The following is an 18,667-nucleotide window of genomic DNA, read 5'->3' as shown; positions in this document are numbered from 1 at the left end:
GCGGCGTGCGACCGGCAAGATCAGAGAGAGCGGGCCTGGTGCGGCCTCGCGGTGTGCGCGCGGAACGCGGCCAGTGCGCCTGCACCGGACCAGCAGATCTCGAACACCGCCCGGGCCGCAAGACCGAACTGCTGCGCGCTGTCGCCGACCGGATTCTCCTGGCCGCCATGGACGGCTACAGCGCCGAGGGCGACTGGAAGCAGCGCATCACGGCCCTGGCCCTGCGCGTGCGAGATGCGTTCGGTCAGCAGCCCCGACTCGCTGCGGTCTGGGGACGTTACGCGTCGAGCGGCACCGGTTCCCGGCTGGTCATGGAAGAGGTGCTGCAGGCGCTGCGCGCGTCGGGCCTGCCCGACGAGGAGATCCCGGTCTGCTACCACCGGATCGCGGTCCTCATCGCTGCACTGATCGCCTCCGAGGCCGGGGCCAGCACGGTCACCCCGGAAGAGCGCGAACAGGGCATGGAGCTGTTCCGCGTGGCGGTACTGGGCGCAGACCCTGACCGCTTCCCCGCCCTGGCCCACTTCGCCCGCGACGTCCGCTCCCTCGGGGCGGACCGCCGCGCCGCCTTCGAGGAGATCCTCGCCGCCCAACTCGCCCACGTCGAAGCCGCAGTCCGCCCGAGCTAGTGCTGTGACCGCATAGGTTCACCGGGTTGGATCTGCGCGCGTTCGGATGTGCCGTGACGTCCGATCCAGTGACGCGGACCGTACCTGGATGCCTGCGTGTGCCTGGCATGATCGCCGACGTGTTCCAAGAGGAGTTTGATGCGCTCTCACGGATGGCGGCCGAGCACATGGCCATGCCGTTCCCGCCCGGCTTCCGCGGCCTGGACATCGAGGACCACGACATGGTGATGCTCGATGCGGATGCCTACGGCTACGCGACGAGCGTTCTCGAAGGGCCTCTCGCCGGACAGCGCCGCGCAGCCCTCACGCGGCTGGCGGCGGCGTCCGACAAGGTCCTCCCGATGATCGACGACGAGTGCGCGAGCAGGTACTACACGCACGTGCGCAAGATGGCCGTGTCGGCCGCCGAGGCCGAGGACCTGCGGGAGGCATAGGGCTCGCCCGCCGCCCGGGCTCCCGCGCCACCAGTGGAGGACCCCGACCATGCGCGGCGACTCGGTCTCCTCGGGCAGGATCGTTCGCCGTCATTGATATCCGACATCAGCGAGTCGGTGATCCATCAACCGTTGTCAGGGCGCGCGGTGCAGTGTTCGCCGACTTCTCAGTCTTGGGGGCTCAGCCGGCAAATTCGTTGACGCCGAGGGCGAAGTCCCAGTGGCCAACCCCGTTGCTGGCGAGGCTTACCGTGATCAAACCCATCCCTTCCAGCCAGTGCGCCATTTTCAGGCCGCCGACGTCCAGCGGGCGCAGCCCGAGGCTCTCGATGAATGCCGCCACGCCCGCCTTGGCCTGCGCATGGTCGCCGGCGATGAAGACGTCGGGCCGACCCTTCTCCAGGACATTACGGAAGATGGTGTTGAATGCCTTCACCACGCTGGCGCCGGCCGGGGCCACCCTGGCGACTTCCTGCGCGATCGAGGTCTCCTCGCTGTGGGCCAGTCCGTCGAACGTGGCGTTGAAGGGGTTGCTGATGTCGACGATGACCTTGCCCGCGAGGGCGTCTCCGTACTCGGCGACGACCGGAACGACACCGTCGTACAACAGGGCCGTGATGACGATGTCCCCGGCCGGGACGGCGCCCCACGTGCCCGTCGTCGCGCCGCCGCCCAGAGCCTTGGCCAGGTCATCGGCCTTGGACTGATCGCGTCCCATGACCTCGACGGTGTTGCCGCCCGCCACCGCGAGCGTGCCGATGGTACGGGCCATGTTCCCCGTACCGATGAGGGTGATGCTGCTCATGAGGTGTGCTCTCTTCCTGTTCTCGAGGTGTCGCTCTGTCTCGTTCGTGCCAGGTCAGGCGCAGGCCGTCGGCCGCGACGTTTCTGGGCCAACTGCCGCGTCTTTCCCGGCACCTCCGGCTCGTCAGCACGTGAATTCGGCGCCCGCGCAACACATCGGCGTGTTGCGGATGTCCGCGTTCGAGACCAGTTCGTTGTGGCGACTGGGTAGTTGTGGGGTGTGCCCGCGGAATTCCTGGTGTGTGGTTCAGATGGCGGTGGTGCCGCCGTCGGTGACCAGTTCCAGGCCATTGACGTAGCTGGAGTCGTCGGAGGCGAGAAACAGGGCGACGGTGGCGATTTCTTCGGGGCGGCCCATCTCTCCGCGGGGGATGAGGGACTCGAAAGCGGCCTTGGTCGCCTCGTCGAACAGTTCTTCCTGTTTGGCGGTGGCGACCTGACCGGGGGTCAGGACGTTGACCCGGATCTTGCGGTCGCGCAGTTCGTTGAGCCAGACGCGGGCCCAGGCCTGCTGGACGGCTTTGCTTCCCGCGTAGAGGCTCCAGCCGGGGAAGGCGCCGAGGGAGGCGTTGGATCCGGTCATGAAGATCGAGCCGTTGTCGTTGATCAGCGGCAGTGCCTTCTGCACGGTGAACAGGGTGCCGCGCGCGTTGAGCCAAAAGGCGCGGTGGAACTGTTCTTCGGTGATCTCGCCGAGGACAGCGGGTTCGCCCATCCCGGCGCTGGCCCACAGCACGTCGATCGAACCCTTTTCCCGCTTGACGGTGTCGTACAAGCGGTCCAGGTCGGCCAGTTCGGCCGCGTCCCCCTGGACGGCGGTGACGTTGCGGCTGATCAGCTGGACGGCTTCGTCCAGTGCTTCCTGCCGCCGGGCCTGGATGAAGACGTGCGCTCCTTCCTCTACGAACAGTTTGGCGCCGGCCAGTGCCATGCCGGTGGATCCGCCGGTGATCACCGCTACCTTGCCATCGAGCTTTCCCACGATCACTCCGTTGAATTGATGGGTATCCGAAACAGTGAACTCTTGTCATTTGCCAACTCGTTGCGATTCGGCTACCAGCCGTCAACTGGCGGAGAAGTAATGGCCGTTGTCCAAATCGGCGAGCAGGCTTGGCTGAGAAGGTTCCCAGCCGAGGGTCCGGCGGGTGATGAGGTTGGACGCCGGGTAATTCTGCGTGACTATGTTCGCGAGGAACCCGAAGTATCCCGGCACCATCAGTACGTCCGCGGGAACGCTTACGGCGGGCAGGCCCAGACGGCTGCCAATGGCTTCGGCAATCTCGCGGAACGGGATGCCCCCGTCCCCAACCGCGTGCCAGTGTTTGCCAGCCGGCCCCTTCTGCAGCGCCAAGCGGAACAAGGAGGCGACATCGCGGACGTGCACGGCGTTCCAGACGTTCGCGCCGTCTCCGGGGTAGCCGACGAAACCCTTCTCCTTCGCGAGCGCGATCAGCGTGGGGAGGAAGCCGGCACGATCGGTCGTGCTGTGCGCGATGTTGGCGATCCGCACGACCGAAGACCGCACTCCCTGCTCGGCGAGGCCGACTACGGCGGCTTCCACGACGTTACGAACCCGCAGGGTGCCCTTGTACTCATCGCCGCCGGGAAGGGCCGGGTCCTCCTCGGTGGCCGGCCGGCCCAGGTTCCCGGGCGCGCCTATGCTCCCCGCTGCGACCAGCGGCTTTCCGGTTCCCGCGAGTGCCTCGCCGTACGCGAGCATGATCGGGAGCTCCGCGGCGGTCACGGCGTCGAGCCCGCCGGAGGTAAGCAGGTCTTGCCTGTGCGCGACGTGGATGACGCCGTCGGAGTCCGCGGCCGCCTCCTTGAGACCGTCGAGGTCCTCAAGGTCGCCGCGACGCACCCTGGCGCCGAGCGCGGACACCGCCGCCGCGGCGCTGTCCGACCGGGCCAGGCCGGTGACCTCATGTCCGGCGGCGATGAGCTCGGGGATGATGTACGAACCGGAATGGCCGGTCCCGCCAGCGACGAAAACGCGCACGCTACTGCTCCTTGTGAGAGAAGGTGGAGGGGCTGTTCTCCTCGTGCCGAGGATCGAATGGCGTGATGTGGCGCGAGAAGCGGGAGTGTGGCTGCGCTCAGCTGAGAATGCTGACGCCGAGGAAGAAGTTGGTGTGCTTGACGGAGTGGGCGACGAGGCCCAGCTGCAACAGGGCGACGTTCTCCAGCGTCCGCGCCATTGCAAGCCGCCCGGTGTTCATCGGGCGATGACCTTGCCGTGCAGTGCGTCCCCGTACTCGCTCACCACCGCCGCCGCGCCGGCGTACGGCACGGCGAGGACAACGATGTCTCGGCCGGGGCGGCGCCGGCCGTCCCGACAGTGGCGCCGCCGAGCGCGGCGGTCAATTCCTTGGCTTGGCCGGGTTGCGGCCGATGACCTCGACGGCGTTGCCGCCGGCGAGCGCCCGGTCGGCCAGGGCGCCGGCCAGGTTCCCCAGGCCGATAATGCTGATGCTGCTCATTGGTGATCCTGCTTTCTGGAGCTGGACAGGACGCCATGCCCCCCGTCGTTGTTGACGGTTGTGTCGTCGACGCCGTCGAATGACGCGATCGGCGGCGCTCAATTCATGATGTGCTCATTCTGGGTCTGGTTCCTGCTATCAAATTCCGATGTCGAGTTCTTGTGCCGAATTCGCTTCGGCCCCAATGGGTACCCCTTCAGGTTGCCATTGGCCTGAGTGGGTGTCCAAGACTTCTTTTAGGCATGGTGATACCCTCAAAGCATCACCGGGCCGGGAGGCGCCATGGATCTGGACCTGCGCAAACTGCGCTACTTCGTCGCCGTGGCCGACCGGTTGCACTTCGGCCGCGCCGCCGATGAGCTACATATCGCGCAGCCGGTGCTCAGCCGGCAGATCCGCGCGCTCGAGCAGGATCTCGGCGCCTCGCTGTTCACCAGGGATCGCCACGGCGTAGCGCTGACCGACGCGGGCCGACAACTGCTGGCCGACGCCGGTCCGCTGCTCGCCTCCGCGCATGCGGTCCGCCGCCGGGTGTCCGTGGCCGCCCATGGCAGCCGACGGCTGATGGTCGGTTTCCGGGCCGGCATCCCGGTCATCCCGGCGGCGCGGGCGTTCGAGGCCCGGCACCCGGACGTGGTCGTGGACGTGCAGCGGATCGAAGGGGACGACCAGGCCCCGATGCTGCTCGACGGCCGCATCGACGTCGGCTATGTGCGGCTGCCCATCGACGAGGCCGGCCTGCGCGTCACCCCGCTGTACACCGAGCCGCGGGTGGCGGTGCTGCCCGCCGGCCACCGGTTGGCCGGCAAGGAGGAGGTCACCGAGGCCGACCTGGCCGGCGAACCGCTGCTCTGGCATGCCGACCCGAGCACGCAGCCCACCAGGCACCCGCACCCTAACGCCGGGTACCTGGTGCGCGGGGTGGACGAGACGCTCGAGCATGTCGCGGCCGGGCGGGGTATCTCGTTCCTGGCCCGTTCGGCGTCCGTGTTCTACTCACATCCGGAAGTCATCTATGTGCCCATCCCGGAGCTGGCGCCCGACCGGGTGTGCCTCGCGGCGGCGGCATCGCGCACCTCGCCAGTGGTCGATGACTTCTTCACCGCGGCTCAGGCGACGGCCGAGATAACGGCAGAATGTGGGAATTATGAAATGTGGCAGCTTGGAGGCAATGCCGTTTCAAAGCGCAGTTGAGCAGTCCGACTGGCAATAACAGTGCCAAAGAGGGTACGCGGCCACAAAAATGGCGAAGGCATTGAGCTCGGAGGCGAAGACGATGTTGACGCACAGTGAGAATCGACGTCGTCGCGCGGCCGCTTCCCAGGATGAAAATCGTGATCTCGTTGAAGTCCTCAAAGGCATTCTCGATCAATTCCGCGAGACACTTCCACTCCTCGATCTCAATTCTCAATCTCACCGAGCATGCGAGTTGGCAGCGCAGGGCGAGTAGTTCGCCGTAGTCCGTCTCCAGCGCGGTTCGCCGTGGTGTCGTCCTTTCTCGGTGTTTGCGGCGCCCGGTGGCAAGTTGCTGGGTGAGGCGGCCTCGGCGTCGACCCGACGACTGCCCTGACCGCGACCGGCCAGGGCAGAGGGGGTGATTGCCGTGCGCTGGCGGCGAGGGTGGGGGAGTGTCTCGGTATCGGCCGCTCCCAGCCGAGGAGGTGGCACCTTTCCCGCTGTTTGGCGACTCTGCGCCCCACGGGCGTGCCCGCGTCGAGGAGGGCGGCATGCTGCTCCCGCAGTAGTCGGCTCAACGGGGTTTCGAAGTCGGCGGGTTCGGCGAAGTGGCGCTGGATGTGGGCGTCCACCTGCTGCTTGTCGTAGCCGATAACCCCGCCGCGAAGCGCACGACGCCCGTCAGCGGGGGGAGAGAGATCCTGCCTCGGGCTCCACCCTCGCCGACTGCGGGTGCGATCAGCCTGTGACGCGGACGCCGAACTGGAAGCTGCCGATCGTGCTCATCGACTCGTAGCGCACCGAGGCCCCCGGGTGCGGCGCGTGCAGCACCTGGCCGTTGCCCGCGTAGAGGCCGACATGCTCGGTGTTGTTGAAGAAGACCAGGTCACCGGGCTTGAGTGCGCTCATGCCCACCCGGGTTCCGTCGTTGACCTGCGTGTACGTGACCCGGGATATCTGGACCCCTGCCTGCGCGTACGCCCACTGCGTGAGGCCCGAGCAGTCGTAGGAGTTGGGGCCCGTGCCACCGCGGTAGTACGGCTTGCCGGTCTGGGAGGCGGCCGCGCTCAGGGCGGCGGCGCCGAACTTGGAGGCGGCCGCCTCGTTGCCGAGGTCGACGCGGCTCGCGGAGGAGCGGCTGGCGCGCGCTTCCTCGCCGGCCATGGCCTGACGCTCGGCGGCGGTCAGGGTGTTCAGCAGCTTCTGCGCCTTGCTGAGCTTGCCCTGGATTTCTTTCTTCTTCTTGCCAAGCTCCGTGCGGGTGTCGGCGAGGTCCTTGAGCTTCTCTGTGGCCTCCGCACGCTTCTGGGCCAGCTTGCGCTGCTTCGTCTGAACCTTCTTCAGCGACTCCAGCTGCTTCGCGGAGAGCGAGTCGAGCGTGGACGCCTTGTCGAGGTAGTCGTCCGGGTCGGCGGAGAGGAAGAGCTGGACCGAGGCGTCGATGCCGCCGGAGCGGTACTGCGCGCTGGCCATCGTACCGATGCCTGTACGCAGTTCATTGAGCTCGCCCTGCTCGCGGGCGGCCTTGTCCTGAAGCTCGCCGATCTCCTTCTCCAGCTTCTCCTGCTTCTCCTTGGCCCTGTCGTACTGGTTGGTGGACCGCTCCGCCTCTTCGTAGAGCTTGTCGACCTTCGCCTTGACCTCGCTCTTCGCGGGCTTGGGGGCCGCCTGGGCGGCCTGAGAAGTAAGGGCCACGGCAGCGGCGGCGGTCGCGGTGAGCACAGTCACGCGGGCGCGGCTCGGCTGTTTGGGCCGGCGGTGGGACGCCACGAAGGTGAGCTCCTTCTTCCTCCAGCCGCCCACAGAACATCAAGTGGGCGGTATCCCTCCACCGTCGCTCACCTCGTGTGAGTGATCATTCGGAGGTTCGAGGTCCGACCCTAGTGACCTTCCTGTGACCATTTCAAAGCCTGGCGTGAAAAATCTCGGTCACACCCTGCACTTTTTGCGCGCAACTCACGAGCAGTAAAGCCAATTTGACGCTACGTCACGCAACGGTTTCGCGAACTAGTCTAATTGGTAAGAACATTGCGAATAAGACAGAACCCGAATATCAACCACGAGAGGGCCGCTTCAGGACTATCCCGGACGTAAGAGGAATCCCTGGCGCTGCTGGCCGGGCTCCCCGCCGCATCGGCATCACCCAACCGGGGGCGGCCCGCGATCCGCCCGGTCAACCACCTGGTCGACGGCGTCGTTTTTGGGGATGAAACGTGAGGGCTCGTCAGTGCGGGTCCGAAGTAGCGGTGCCGTCGCCGACGGTGCCCAGCAGGACTGCGGCGGTCCTGACGCCGGCGCCGTGATGTCCTGCAGTGCTCCAGCCAACCCTCCGACCAGAGGCCACAGGCTTCCCTCGGGGAGCGGCTCAAATCCGGCGACAGCGTCGGCCAGCGAACAACCTGGCGCGTACGTCGGCGTTACGTAGGTTGATGTCCGTTTCTGGTGTTGGCTTGCGTGAGGTGAGCTGTTCGTGGGGTTATCGACGTTTCACGGGGGTGGTGAGCGAACGGGCGGGGCTCGGTCTCGGCGAAGAGGCCGAGCTCGACGAAGCGCTTGAGGACCTGCTGGTAGGCCGGGTTGTTCGGCAGGCCGGACTCAAGATGGGCGATCTCACCCGCGAGGCCATCACGGGTCTTGCGGGTGATCTTCAGCTCCTCGAGCTGCCGGTCCAACTCGCCGATCTGCCCGGTCAGTTCCTCGATCCGGCCCCGCAGCTTTTCGGCCTCGGCAGCGATCTGCTGTTCCTGCTCGGCGAGGTTGTCGAGCAGCAGTTGCACGTTCACGCGCCGCCTGCACCTCGCGCCAGCTCGGGGTGGAGGTGTCGGTCAGGCGGCGCGTCATCACGGCGGTCATCGCCCAGTAGACGCGGGATTCACTGGAGGTGGACCGATGTTCGCAGTCCGGTGCGCTCGGCGGGCTGACCGACCGGCGGGCACGCCGCCATCCTGGTGCGGCTCGAGCTGCGCTGAGTGCTCCCTCAGCGGATGTGGTGGGTCTCCCAGAAGGGGCCAAGATCCTGGATGGTCATGGACTGGGCGGCCTTCTTGAAGTCGGCGGTGGTGGAGACGCCGTACCAGTGGTCGTGGGCGTACTGCTTGAGGAGCCGTGCCATGGCGTCGGCGCCGAGGGTACGTTCCAGGTCGGCCAGGGCGCAGGACCCGGCCGTGTAGATGAGGTGGTACTCGCCGCGGTGCTGGGACCAGTAGGCCATCGACGCGGTGAGTGCGGTGCTGTCGTCGGGCCAGTCGACGTCCGACCAGCAGTCGCTGGTCTCCCAGCCGTAGAAGCGGGCGTTGGCGTACTGGGCGAAGCTCTCGTCCAGCCACGGCGAGGTGTACTCGTCGTTGCCGACGATGCCGTACCACCACTGGTGCGCCACCTCGTGGACGACGGCGCTGCCCTCGTCGGTGGTGCCCAGCAGGACGAGGCCGGGGTATTCCATGCCGCCGCCGAACCCGCTGGTCATCACGAGGTCGATCTCGCCGTACGGATAGCGGCCGAACTCCCGGCTGAACCGGTCGACCGCGGCGACGGCGTCCGTGCGCGTCGAGCGCACGCCCGCAGCTGAGGTGCCGGGCGCCCAGTACGACTTCACGCGCACGCCCCCGGGTGTGGTCTGCGTCGCCGTGCGGAACGGGCCCGCGGCCCACGCGAAGTCCCGCATCCGGTGCCCGACGCTGAGGGTGACCGTACGGCCCGGGCCGCCGGGGAAGGTGCGGGTGCGACCGCTCGCGGGCACTTGCAGCGCCGACGGGTGATCGAGACGGACCCGAAAATCGCCCGTCAGTGCGTAGAAGCTCTCACCGAGTGCCACGTACGGGTCGAGGTGCCACCCCTTCGCGTCGTGCACGGCGAGCACCGGCAGCGCGTTGCCGAGGAAGCGGTAGGCGCCCTCGCGGCCGAAGCGGGCATTGTGGTCGGGCACGGTGATGGAGACATCGAAGGCGACGGATGTCCGCTCGCCGTGCGCGAGCGGCTTCGGCAGGGCGATGCGCAGGGCCGTGCACTCCACGGTGAGAGGCCCTGGTGTGCCGCCACGTACGTTTGACACGGTGACGGGGGAGGGGGCGCCGGGCGTGCCGCACTTGTCCTCGCCGTTCCCCCACAGCCGTAGGTACACCTCACGCAAGGGCCTCTCCGACGCGTTGCGGAACGACACCCGCTGCCGTCCCGTCCAGTGACTGCCGTCAGCGTCGGAGCGCAGCACCACGTCGTAGCGCGCGCGATCGGGCGTCGCCGCGGCCCTGGACACCCCCGGCCCGGTCACCGCGCGAGCATTGCTCACACCGGCGCCGAGCGCAACGAGCAGCACGAGGAGCACGAGGAGCACGAGGAGCACGAGGAGCACGAGGAGCACGAGGAGCACGAGGAACAGACGACGACGGGGCAGAGGCGGCCACGCGATTGACGGCGACATGCCAGCCGATACTGCCACAACACACCAACGAGAGAACGGACTTGAGCGGATCTGAAATCGCCGGGGCGCGGGGCAGAGACGTCGTCGCGACGAGGTCCGTGCGGCAGCCATGCCTGCGCAGAAGGCCCCCTACGGCCCTTGTTCTCCCTGCTGGCCGAACCGGACGTCGCCGCAGGCGAGTTGGACGACCGGCTCGTCGCTCAGCTGCGCCTGACCCGCGCCCGTGCGCTGCACGCGGGGGAGGATCTCAAGGCTGCCACGACGGAGTCGTCACGCTGGCGGCCGAGTCGGCCGGCTGGGACGACGCCGCCCACGCCCGGGCCCTGCGCTACGAGCAGCTCAGCAGCTGCCTGCGCGAGCTCGCCCGGCTCCAGGCCCAGCAGCAGGGCTCCGATGATGGAAGGTCAGCGTGGAGTCGTCCCGGTACGAGTGCGCCGCGTGCTCGGCGACCAACGGCGGCAGCAGATCGGGCGCGTACCGCGGTCCGTCACCAGTCCATCGAAGTACACCATCCCTGATCTTGCGTGGGTATCCCCGGCTTCAGCCGGGGAGGGAAACGCATCCACGGCCCGGAGGCGCGAAGCGCCGGAGTCCGCTGTTCGCTGCGTTGTCAGTGGCCTCCGCTAGGTTGATCACACCGGGAACGAGGGGGGCTGGGTGATCCGTGCGTACAAGTTCCTCCTGCGGCCCACCGTCTGCCAGGTGCAGGCCCTCGGCGCGATGCTGGCCGATCGCTGCTCGCTCTACAACGGCGCGTTGCAGGAGCGCCGCGGCGCCTACCGGCACACCTCGAGGACGAGCGTCAGGTACGGGTAGCAGTCCGCGCAGCTCAAGGGCATCCGGGCGTTCGACCCGGAACGGCAGGGCCGCTGGTCGTTCTCGTCTCAGCAGGCCACGCTTCGCCGTCTCGACAAGGCATTCGCCGCGTTCTTCCGTCGGGTCAAGTCAGGTGAGGCGCCCGGCTATCCGCGTTTTCGTGGGGTGTACTGGTTCGACACGGTGGACTTCCCCAAGGACGGGGACGGCTGCCGGTGGGACTCCACCCCGCACGACCCCGTGACCCGTGTCCGTTTCCAGGGCGTCGGGCACGTCAAGGTCCACCAGCATCGCCCGGTGGCCGGCAGGGTCAAGACCGTCTCGGTCTAGCGTGAGGGCAAGCGCTGGTACGTGATCCTCACTGCCGAGCAGACCGAGCTGCAGCCGCTGCCCGCGACCGGGTCCGTGGCCGGCATCGACTTGGGAATCGCCAACTTCCTCGCCGACTCGAACGGCGAGTTCGTGCCCAACCCGCGTCACGGCCGGAAGGCGGCCGCGAAGCTCGAAGCCGCGCAGCGGGCACTGTCCCGGTTCCCGCGGGTGCGCCGCGACCAGCAGCCATCTCTAGAGATCTTTAACGGCTCGGGCTACGAAGGAGCACATCCCCTTGGACGGGTCGTGGGTGCCGCGCCGAGCCATCGATCTGGCAAGGTCGACCGCCAAGGTCGGCGGCAGGTTGCTGATCTCGGCGACCGCCGCCTCCGACGTCTACGATGTGGCGGCCGCACCGAGCGGCGAGCGCACGCAGACAGCGATCCACGACGGGCCAGCCTGGCGGCCGGGCTCGCGGGCGCGGAGGTCGGCTCCTTCGGCAGGCCGGTCGGCAGCGGGATCGGCGAGGGCATTGTGGACGGGATCGAGGATCTGTTGATGAGGAACTGGCTGGTGAGGCTGTTCGGGAAGGAGCGGCCCCGCAGTGCGGATGAGGACTCGGCGGCGGTCTCGTCGCCGGGCCCGGTGTGGAGCGATCCGGAGATCCCGGACGAGGAGCGCGCGGTTCTGCTCGTGCGCCTCATCGAAGACCCCACGGCGCGCGAGGACGAGCAAGACGACGCGGCGTCGGATCTGGAGTTCCTCTCCGGTCCGTTCGTTGAGGCGGCCCTGATCCGGGCCATCCGGGCGGGGGACTTCCGCAGCGACTTGGCCCAGCTCTGCGCCGAGTCCCTCGCCGGAATCTGGGCCAGGGAGGGCCACGTGGACCCCGCCTTCCTGGCGGAACTGTGCAGCCTGGCGAAGGAGGAGGTCTTCGGCATCCTCGGTGCACGCGCCCCGCACCTGCTGCCCCCTAGCACCCTCTAGAGATCTTCAATGGCTGAGGCTGGGGCGGTTGGAGGTCGAGTCCGGTCTTGGCGATGAGCCCCTCGATGAGGTGGGGTCGGTACTGCATCCGTTTCAGCCGGGTCTTCACCAGCGCGGTGAGCTGGTCGAGCCTGTGTTTGGTGAGGTTGGCCAGGGACCTCTTCAGGTGCGACCACACGCCCTCGACCGGGTTGAACTCTGGAGCGTACGGCGGCAACTGGTAGACGGTCAGCCATAATCGTGCGGCGATCAGCCGTCGCATCGTGTGGCTGACGTGCGTGTTCAAATTGTCCCAGACCAAGACGATGGGGCCGCCGAGCTGCTGGTGAGCGGCATCCAGCAGGCGGGCGTAGTCAGTCTCAGTGAAGCCTTTGCGTCGGCCCTAGGCGGGGCCGCGATTCAGGTGAATGCGGTAGATCAGCCGTGGCCGACGGCCGGCCTTGGTGCAGATCAGCGCCGCCATCGAGACCCGTTTGGTGCCCGCGGCGGTGACCTTCACGACCGAGGTGTGGCCACGGCGGCCCTTGGGCGGCCTCAGGTCCTGACCTGCCTCGTCCTGGAAGCAGACCCAGGCGCCCAAGTCCGCCACCAACTTTTTATGACGGGCCACTGCTCGTCCTTCCAGGCGGCAATCTTCGACTCGTCCCGCTCTGTGGCCTTCCGGACTGGGACCTGCACGCTTCAGCCGATGCGGTGCAGCAGCAGATCCAGCCCGGCCAGGGTGTACTCAGCCCCGAACCGGCGGCGCACAACCTCGCCGATACGGGCCAACGTCCAGCACTGGTCACTCCAGCCACACGCGGCCGGACCGGCCTCCAACACCGACTCCAAAGTACGCAGTTGTCCGGCATCGAGATTGCAGCGGGCACCACCAGGCCCCTTGGAGACCAGAGCCTGGCGGCCACCCGTGGCCAAGGCCTGGCGCCAGCGATTCGCCGACATCCGGGTCACCCGAAACCGCCGGGCCATCTCCCGGTCACTGGCCTCCGCCTCGATCAAGTCAGCAGCCGCTAGCCAGACTTGCTCACGCCGAGCCCGCTCCTCGGCCGTCAGCCCACCGCCATCGGGATACCTCATCCCTCCGGCATAGCGCGGCCTACGACAACCGTCACGATTCCACGTAACCCCAGCCATTGAAGATCTCCAGACAGATTTTGCTCCCGCTGCCGGCGAGCCGCCGCACGGGGCTGCCTGGGCTGCCGCCCTGACGCGCTGGTAGTCCACGGACAGCACCGACCAGGCCAGTCCCTCGCGCTACATCAGTGCCGCGACTTCGGCTTCGCCGCCTCCGGCGCCTGCGATGTCGTTGTGACTTCGCCCTCCGGCGGTCGGCAACACCTGGTCGACCTGGGCGTGGTCCTGCTCCGTCTCGTTCTGCTCGCGCTGTTCAGCGAGTCCATCGGTCCAACCGTGCCGGGGGCTCACCGAACCCCCGGCACGTTTTCTTCCTCGCTACTGCTTGTTCCATTTCTGGTTGGTGCCGCCGTTGCAGGTCCACAGCTGGACGAGGGCGCCGTTGGCGGTGGAGGCTCCGGAGACGTCCAGGCACAGCCCGGACTGGACGCCGGTGATGGTGCCGTCGCTGTTGAGGTTCCACTGCTGGTTGCTGCCGCCGTTGCAGTCATAGATGGCGACCTTGGTGCCCGGGGAGGTCCCGAAGCTGGCGGCGTCCAGGCACTTGTTGCCGTAGACCCGCAGTTCCTTGGCGGAGGTGGAGTTCCACTGCTGGTTGGTGCCGCCGTTGCAGTCCCAGATCTGGGTCTGCACGCCGTTGGTGGTGCTCGCGCCGGGCACGTCCAGGCAGCGGTTGGAGCCGGCGCCGCGCAGTGCGGTGCCGGTGCCGCTTCCGCCTCCGGGGTTGGTGCCCGTGCCCCAGCCCCACTGGAGGCGGTCGAGTCCGGACTGGTTGGTGACGGTCAGGGACAGGTTGGTGCCGCTGCCGTTGAGGGAGGTGATGGCGCAGGAGGCGTTGTCGCACGGGCCGGGGCCCTGGGTCTGGCCGGCTTCCTTGACGCCGGTCCACAGGACGGTTCCGATGCCGAGGCTGCGTGCGGTGTCGGTGATGGCGTAGAGGAAGGATCTGTTGTTGGTGCCGTCCTTGGGGCCGTTGTAGTCGACGCCGGTGGTCATCGGGTCGCCGAACTCGGTCACCACGGCGCGGTCGGCGTAGCCGCACAGGTTGTCGGTGAACTCCTTGACCCAGTCGGCCTCGGTGCTGTGGGAGACGCCGAACATGCTGTAGGTGTGGATGGACAGCAGGGTGCCGGACAGCCGGGAGTCGGCACCGATACCGCACAGACTCGCGTCGCCCCACTGGCCGGGGACGATCACGTGGTCACGGGGGAGGCTGGGGTAGTGCGCCAGCCAGTCGGCTTCGAAGTTCGGCAGGTCGGTGGCGTTGTACGCCCAGGGCTCGTTCATGATGTCGAAGTAGAAGTTGCTCTTCGTGCCGTACTTGTTGATCATCGTGTCCCACATCTGGTAGAAGGACGCGGTGTCGCTGACCTTCCCGTTCTGCAGCCAGGGAGCGACGATGACCTTCATGCCCAGTGCGGTGGCGGCGTCCAGCGTCCCGGTGTAGCTGCCCCACCAGGATCCCGAGGTGGTCGCCGCGTTGAATCCCATGCGGACGGTGTTGGCCCCGAGGTTCTGGAAGCCCTTGAGGATGGCCGTGGACTTCTTGTACACGGTGGCGTAGTCGTCCGAAGTCGACAGGCCGACGGGGACGTTCGGGCCGGTGATGAAGTTGTCGTTGGGATCTGCCCAGTTCACTCCCCGGAACTGGCTGGTATTCGCCGCCGCCTCGGCGGCCGGCGCAGGTGACGCGGCATGGGCGACGCCGCCGGTCAGTAGTCCCAGCAGCGCCAGGGTCGCGGAGCCGGCGATGAGGCGCCGGGCGGTACGGAGGCGTCTGCGTCCGCTGCCCTGCCTGTTTTCCAAGTCGGCGGGAGCGTTCGCCTGCTCACCGTTCCCTGGGTGTTCCCTGTGGTGAAACAGGCCCATTGTCGTGCTGTTCACGAAGTTCTCCTTGCGAGGTTGGGGGAATCGCAGTGCAGCGCATGTCAGCGCTTACAACGCCGGATGCGGATACCGGTCGGTGGCAGTGAAAGGCCGTCCCGGCAGCGGCAGCGCTGGTTGGTGAGGACGCCTCGAAGATCCGTGCCGGGTACGGGCACAACCGTGCCGGGGTCTCCACCGAGCCCCCGGCGCGACTTCTTCCTCGTTACTGGCGGCTCCATTTCTGGTTGGTGCCGCCGTTGCAGGTCCACAGCTGGACGAGGGCGCCGTTGGTGGTGGAGGTGTCCTTGACGTCTAGGCACAGTCCGGAGTGGACGCCGGTGACGGTGCCGTCGCTGTTGACGTTCCACTGCTGGTTGCTGCCGCCGGTGCAGTCCCAGATGGTGACCTTGGTACCCGGGGAGGTCCCCCACTGGTCGGCGTCCAGGCACTTGTTGCCGTAGACCCGCAGCTCCTTGGCGGAGGTCTGGGTCCACTGCTGGTTGGTGCCGCTGTTGCAGTCGTAGATCTGGGTCTGCACGCCGTTGGTGGTGCTCGCGCCGGGCACGTCCAGGCAGCGGTTGGAGCCGGCGCCGCGCAGTACGTTGCCCGTGCCCCCTCCGGGGTTGGTGCCCGTGCCCCAGCCCCACTGGAAGCGGTCGAGGCCGGACTGGTTGGTGACGGTCACGGACAGGTCGGTGCCGCTGCCCTTGAGGGAGGTGATGGCGCAGGAGACGTTGTCGCAGTACCCGGGGCCCTGTGTCTGGTTGGCTTCCTTGATGCCGGTCCACAGGACGGTTCCGATGCCGAGGCTGCGTGCGGTGTCGGTGATGGCGTAGAGGTACGAGATGTTGTTGGTGCCGTCCTTGGGGCCGTTGTAGTTGACGCCGGTGGTCATCGGGTCGCCGAACTCGGTCACGATGGCGCGGTCGGCGTAGCCGCACAGGTTGTTGGTGAACTCCTTGACCCAGTCGGCCTCGGTGTTGTGCCAGATTCCGAACATGCTGTAGGTGTGGATGGACAGCAGGGTGCCGGAAAGCCGGGAGTCGGCGCCGACGGCACACAGACTCATGTCGTCACCCAGGCCGGGGACGATCACGTGGTCACGGGGGAGGCTGGGGTAGTGCGCCAGCCAGTCGGCTTCGAAGTTGGTCAGCTCGGTGGCGGTGTAGGTGTGGGGCTCGTTCATGATGTTGAAGTAGAAGTTGGAGTGCCCTCCGTACTTGTTGATCATCGTGTCCCACATCTGGTAGAAGGACGCGGTGTCGCTGACCTTCCCGTTCTGCAGCCAGGGAGCGACGATGACCTTCATGCCCAGTGCGGTGGCGGCGTCCAGCGCCGCGCTGTAGTTGCTCCACCAGCTTCCCGAGGTGGTCGCCGGGTTGAATCCCATGCGGACGGTGTTGGCCCCGAGGTTCTGGAAGCCCTTGAGGATGGCCGTGGACTTCTTGTACACGGTGGGGTAGTCGTCCGACGTCGACAGGCCGATGGGGGTGTTCGGGCTGGTGACGAAGTTGTCGTTGGGATCTGCCCAGTTCACTCCGCGGAACTGGCTGGTGTTCGCCGCCTGGGCGGCCGGCGCAGCTGACGCGGCCTGGGCGACGCCGCCGGTCAGCAGTCCCAGCAGCGCCAGGGTTGCAGAGCCGGCGATGAGGCGCCGGGCGGTACGGAGGCGTCCGCGTCCGCTTCCCTGTCGGCTTTCCGAGCCGACTGGAGCATGCGCCCGCTCGTCGCTCCCGGGACCTTCCCGGTGGCGAAACAGGCTCATTGTCGTGCTGTTCACTAAGGCTCCTTGCGAGGTTGGGAAGGAATCGCACTGCCGGCTGGTACACGTTGGCCGGGTACGCCGTGGGATCAGCCCAGGGTCCATTTCTGGTTGCTTCCGCCGTTGCAGGTCCACAGCTCGGCCAGGGCGCCGTTGGCGGTGGAGCCTCCGGTGACGTCCAGGCAGAGTCCGGACGCGACTCCGGTGATGGTGCCGTCGGAGTTGACCTTCCACTGTTGGTTGGCCTGTCCGTTGCACGCGTAGGTCTGCACCTTGGTGCCCGGCGAACTTCCGTAGCCGGCGGCGTCCAGGCACAACTGCGAGGAGCCCGAGTAGACCGTCAACTCGTTCGATGATGTGTGCGTGAAGATCTGGTTCGCCCCGCCGTTGCAGTCCCAGGTCTGCAGTTGGGTGCCCCCCGTGGTGGACCATCCCGGCACGTCAAGGCACTTGCCGGCGCCCACCGCGTGCAACTCGCCCGTGTTCGTCGCGGTGGAGGAGGCGGCGTAGCCGACGGAGGTGATGTTGGACTGGACGGCGTCCTCAGTGGAGTTCGAGGGGTAGCCGGAGGTCATGACGCCTTCGTAGAAGGTGCCGGCGGAGCTGTTGCTGTTGTCGCCGCCGATGCCGAGGAGGACGGCGCCCTGCTTCTTCATCGGGTTGTAGCCGGCGGCGTTGGGGCGTACGCCGTCGTAGAAGGTCGACAGGCCGCCGGAGCGGGCGTCGCCGCCGCGGATCGCCCAGTGGTTGGACTCTCCCTTGACGATCGCGGTGGTGAACCGGTTGCTGATCGTAGGGTCGTTGGCGTTGTAGCCCGTGTTCACCCCGGAGAACAGCCCGTTCTCCATGTCGGCCATGATCCACGGGCCGCTGCCCGCGCCGGTGCCCCAGGCCCGGATGTTGCCGAAGTAGATGGCCTCCATGGTGCCGTTGCCGTCGTCGTGGTTGGTGGTCTCGGCGTTGCCGTAGTCGAAGCAGCAGCCGCCGTTGTAGTGGCTGCCGTCGAAGATGGCGTACATGCCCTCGGGTTGGTCGCCGGTGGCGATCCCGTTGGTGTGGTTGTTGCGGTAGCCGGTGCCGGGGGAGACGTAGACGCCGTAGGCCTTGTGGCCGGCGACGGTGATCGGGGCGGCGGTGGCGTCCGCGAGGGCGTCGGCTCCGCCGGGGCCCGGGCCGTTGAACGTGCCGATAGGAGCCCGGGTGAGGTGGTTGCCGCGGCCGGACTGGTCGTAGATCACGCTGATCTCGCAGGTCGTGCCCGCGCAGAACGAGTCCTGCGCGGCCGCGTCCGCGTAGCCGCCCGTGGACAGGACGCCGATGTCCCGGGTGGCTTTGTCCGAGGCGCGCTGGACCTGGTACAGCGGCCCGTTGTACGAGGAGGACAGCGCGCGCGTGGTGCTGTGCGCGGCCACGCAGGGCGTGCCGCCCGAGGCGTACAGGTCACACGGAAGCGAGCCCGCTGCCTGTGCCGTGCCGGCTGAGGTCGTGGCGCCGACCAGCACACCACCGACGAGCACGGCTGCGGCCCCGACGCGGGTCCATACGTCCGCCCGACGGCGAGCTGGGACCGCGTCGGGACCACAGCGGGTCGGGTCCTGTGCCGCGTTCCGTCTGATACGGCGCCGCGCCGCCATCGTCCACTGATGGGCACCGCCGGGCTCGGACGCCAGGGGGTCGTCCGTGGATGCTCTTCTCATTGCGTATGCCTCACTGTCGAAGGGCACGCCGGCCCACGGTGTGTTGGCGCTGATGCGTCTTCCGCGTAAGGGGGCTGCCTCGCCGTCCTGTCGCGGAGAGGTCCGGCCCGAAACGGGGCCGGGGCGGGCTGCACCGTCCGCTCCCGGCCCGCA

Annotated in this window: 15 protein-coding genes and 3 pseudogenes; 5 read left to right on the top strand and 13 right to left on the bottom strand. The window is 67.6% G+C overall.

The annotated features are described in order from the left end of the window. Positions 1-53: 53 nt before the first annotated feature. Together AB5J56_RS02565 and AB5J56_RS02560 are read left to right on the top strand one after the other, a co-directional pair. Entirely contained in the window at positions 54-629 is a 576-nt protein-coding gene (locus tag AB5J56_RS02565) for a TetR/AcrR family transcriptional regulator C-terminal domain-containing protein (protein WP_369229565.1), read from the top strand. A gap of 152 nt (positions 630-781) precedes the next feature. After that, positions 782-1,063, top strand: a complete 282-nt coding sequence (locus AB5J56_RS02560) for a hypothetical protein (RefSeq protein WP_369229563.1) — start codon at positions 782-784, stop codon at positions 1,061-1,063. A 181-nt stretch (positions 1,064-1,244) separates the two neighbouring features. Here AB5J56_RS02560 and AB5J56_RS02555 read toward each other — a convergent pair whose 3' ends face one another. The 5 genes from AB5J56_RS02555 to AB5J56_RS02535 form a co-directional block, all read right to left on the bottom strand. Continuing rightward, positions 1,245-1,868 (bottom strand): NADPH-dependent F420 reductase, encoded by a 624-nt coding sequence (locus AB5J56_RS02555; RefSeq protein ID WP_369229561.1) that lies wholly within the window; start codon positions 1,866-1,868, stop codon positions 1,245-1,247. Positions 1,869-2,114: 246 nt separating this feature from the next. Beyond that, positions 2,115-2,849: an SDR family NAD(P)-dependent oxidoreductase gene (locus AB5J56_RS02550; RefSeq protein WP_369229559.1), complete on the bottom strand. Its 735-nt coding sequence runs from the start codon at positions 2,847-2,849 to the stop codon at positions 2,115-2,117. An 81-nt stretch (positions 2,850-2,930) separates the two neighbouring features. Further along, entirely contained in the window at positions 2,931-3,866 is a 936-nt protein-coding gene (locus tag AB5J56_RS02545) for an SDR family oxidoreductase (RefSeq protein WP_369229557.1), read from the bottom strand. 97 nt (positions 3,867-3,963) lie between these two features. Further along, positions 3,964-4,086: a hypothetical protein gene (locus AB5J56_RS02540; RefSeq protein WP_369229555.1), complete on the bottom strand. Its 123-nt coding sequence runs from the start codon at positions 4,084-4,086 to the stop codon at positions 3,964-3,966. 141 nt (positions 4,087-4,227) lie between these two features. After that, positions 4,228-4,347 (bottom strand): NAD(P)-binding domain-containing protein, encoded by a 120-nt coding sequence (locus AB5J56_RS02535; RefSeq protein ID WP_369229553.1) that lies wholly within the window; start codon positions 4,345-4,347, stop codon positions 4,228-4,230. A gap of 282 nt (positions 4,348-4,629) precedes the next feature. Here AB5J56_RS02535 and AB5J56_RS02530 point away from each other — a divergent pair, with 282 nt between their 5' ends. Continuing rightward, positions 4,630-5,541: a LysR family transcriptional regulator gene (locus tag AB5J56_RS02530; protein WP_369229551.1), complete on the top strand. Its 912-nt coding sequence runs from the start codon at positions 4,630-4,632 to the stop codon at positions 5,539-5,541. A 720-nt stretch (positions 5,542-6,261) separates the two neighbouring features. Here AB5J56_RS02530 and AB5J56_RS02525 read toward each other — a convergent pair. The 3 genes from AB5J56_RS02525 to AB5J56_RS02515 all read right to left on the bottom strand — a co-directional run bounded on the left by AB5J56_RS02525 (position 6,262) and on the right by AB5J56_RS02515 (position 9,940). Further along, positions 6,262-7,293 (bottom strand): NlpC/P60 family protein, encoded by a 1,032-nt coding sequence (locus AB5J56_RS02525; RefSeq protein WP_369229550.1) that lies wholly within the window; start codon positions 7,291-7,293, stop codon positions 6,262-6,264. Positions 7,294-7,940: 647 nt separating this feature from the next. Continuing rightward, positions 7,941-8,306 carry a hypothetical protein gene (locus tag AB5J56_RS02520; RefSeq protein ID WP_369229548.1) on the bottom strand — a complete coding sequence of 122 codons (366 nt, stop codon included), beginning with the start codon at positions 8,304-8,306 and terminating at the stop codon, positions 7,941-7,943. A 194-nt stretch (positions 8,307-8,500) separates the two neighbouring features. Then, entirely contained in the window at positions 8,501-9,940 is a 1,440-nt protein-coding gene (locus AB5J56_RS02515; RefSeq protein ID WP_369229546.1) for a M1 family metallopeptidase, read from the bottom strand. A 144-nt stretch (positions 9,941-10,084) separates the two neighbouring features. Here AB5J56_RS02515 and AB5J56_RS02510 point away from each other — a divergent pair. Both AB5J56_RS02510 and AB5J56_RS02505 read left to right on the top strand, forming a co-directional pair. Beyond that, positions 10,085-10,335, top strand: a pseudogene (locus AB5J56_RS02510) (hypothetical protein); the annotation flags it as partial. Positions 10,336-10,597: 262 nt separating this feature from the next. Continuing rightward, positions 10,598-11,296, top strand: a pseudogene (locus tag AB5J56_RS02505) (RNA-guided endonuclease InsQ/TnpB family protein); the annotation flags it as partial. Positions 11,297-12,041: 745 nt separating this feature from the next. Here AB5J56_RS02505 and AB5J56_RS02500 read toward each other — a convergent pair. The 5 genes and pseudogenes from AB5J56_RS02500 to AB5J56_RS02480 all read right to left on the bottom strand — a co-directional run bounded on the left by AB5J56_RS02500 (position 12,042) and on the right by AB5J56_RS02480 (position 18,514). Beyond that, positions 12,042-12,518, bottom strand: a pseudogene (locus AB5J56_RS02500) (transposase). Positions 12,519-12,736: 218 nt separating this feature from the next. Further along, positions 12,737-13,054 (bottom strand): winged helix-turn-helix domain-containing protein, encoded by a 318-nt coding sequence (locus AB5J56_RS02495; RefSeq protein WP_369229544.1) that lies wholly within the window; start codon positions 13,052-13,054, stop codon positions 12,737-12,739. A gap of 453 nt (positions 13,055-13,507) precedes the next feature. Continuing rightward, a complete protein-coding gene (locus tag AB5J56_RS02490; RefSeq protein WP_369229542.1) occupies positions 13,508-15,073 on the bottom strand; it encodes a ricin-type beta-trefoil lectin domain protein in 1,566 nt (521 codons plus the stop codon). A gap of 205 nt (positions 15,074-15,278) precedes the next feature. Further along, positions 15,279-16,835, bottom strand: coding sequence for a ricin-type beta-trefoil lectin domain protein (locus tag AB5J56_RS02485; RefSeq protein ID WP_369229540.1), 1,557 nt, complete (start codon positions 16,833-16,835; stop codon positions 15,279-15,281). Between the two features lie 71 nt (positions 16,836-16,906). Next, the gene (locus AB5J56_RS02480) at positions 16,907-18,514 is read right to left on the bottom strand and encodes an arabinofuranosidase catalytic domain-containing protein (RefSeq protein WP_369229538.1); all 1,608 of its coding nucleotides are present in this window, start codon (positions 18,512-18,514) and stop codon (positions 16,907-16,909) included. Positions 18,515-18,667: the final 153 nt, after the last annotated feature.

It is taken from the genome of Streptomyces sp. R21 (assembly GCF_041051975.1).
GTDB lineage: Bacteria > Actinomycetota > Actinomycetes > Streptomycetales > Streptomycetaceae > Streptomyces.
This window is presented reverse-complemented; position numbering and strand designations above follow the sequence as displayed.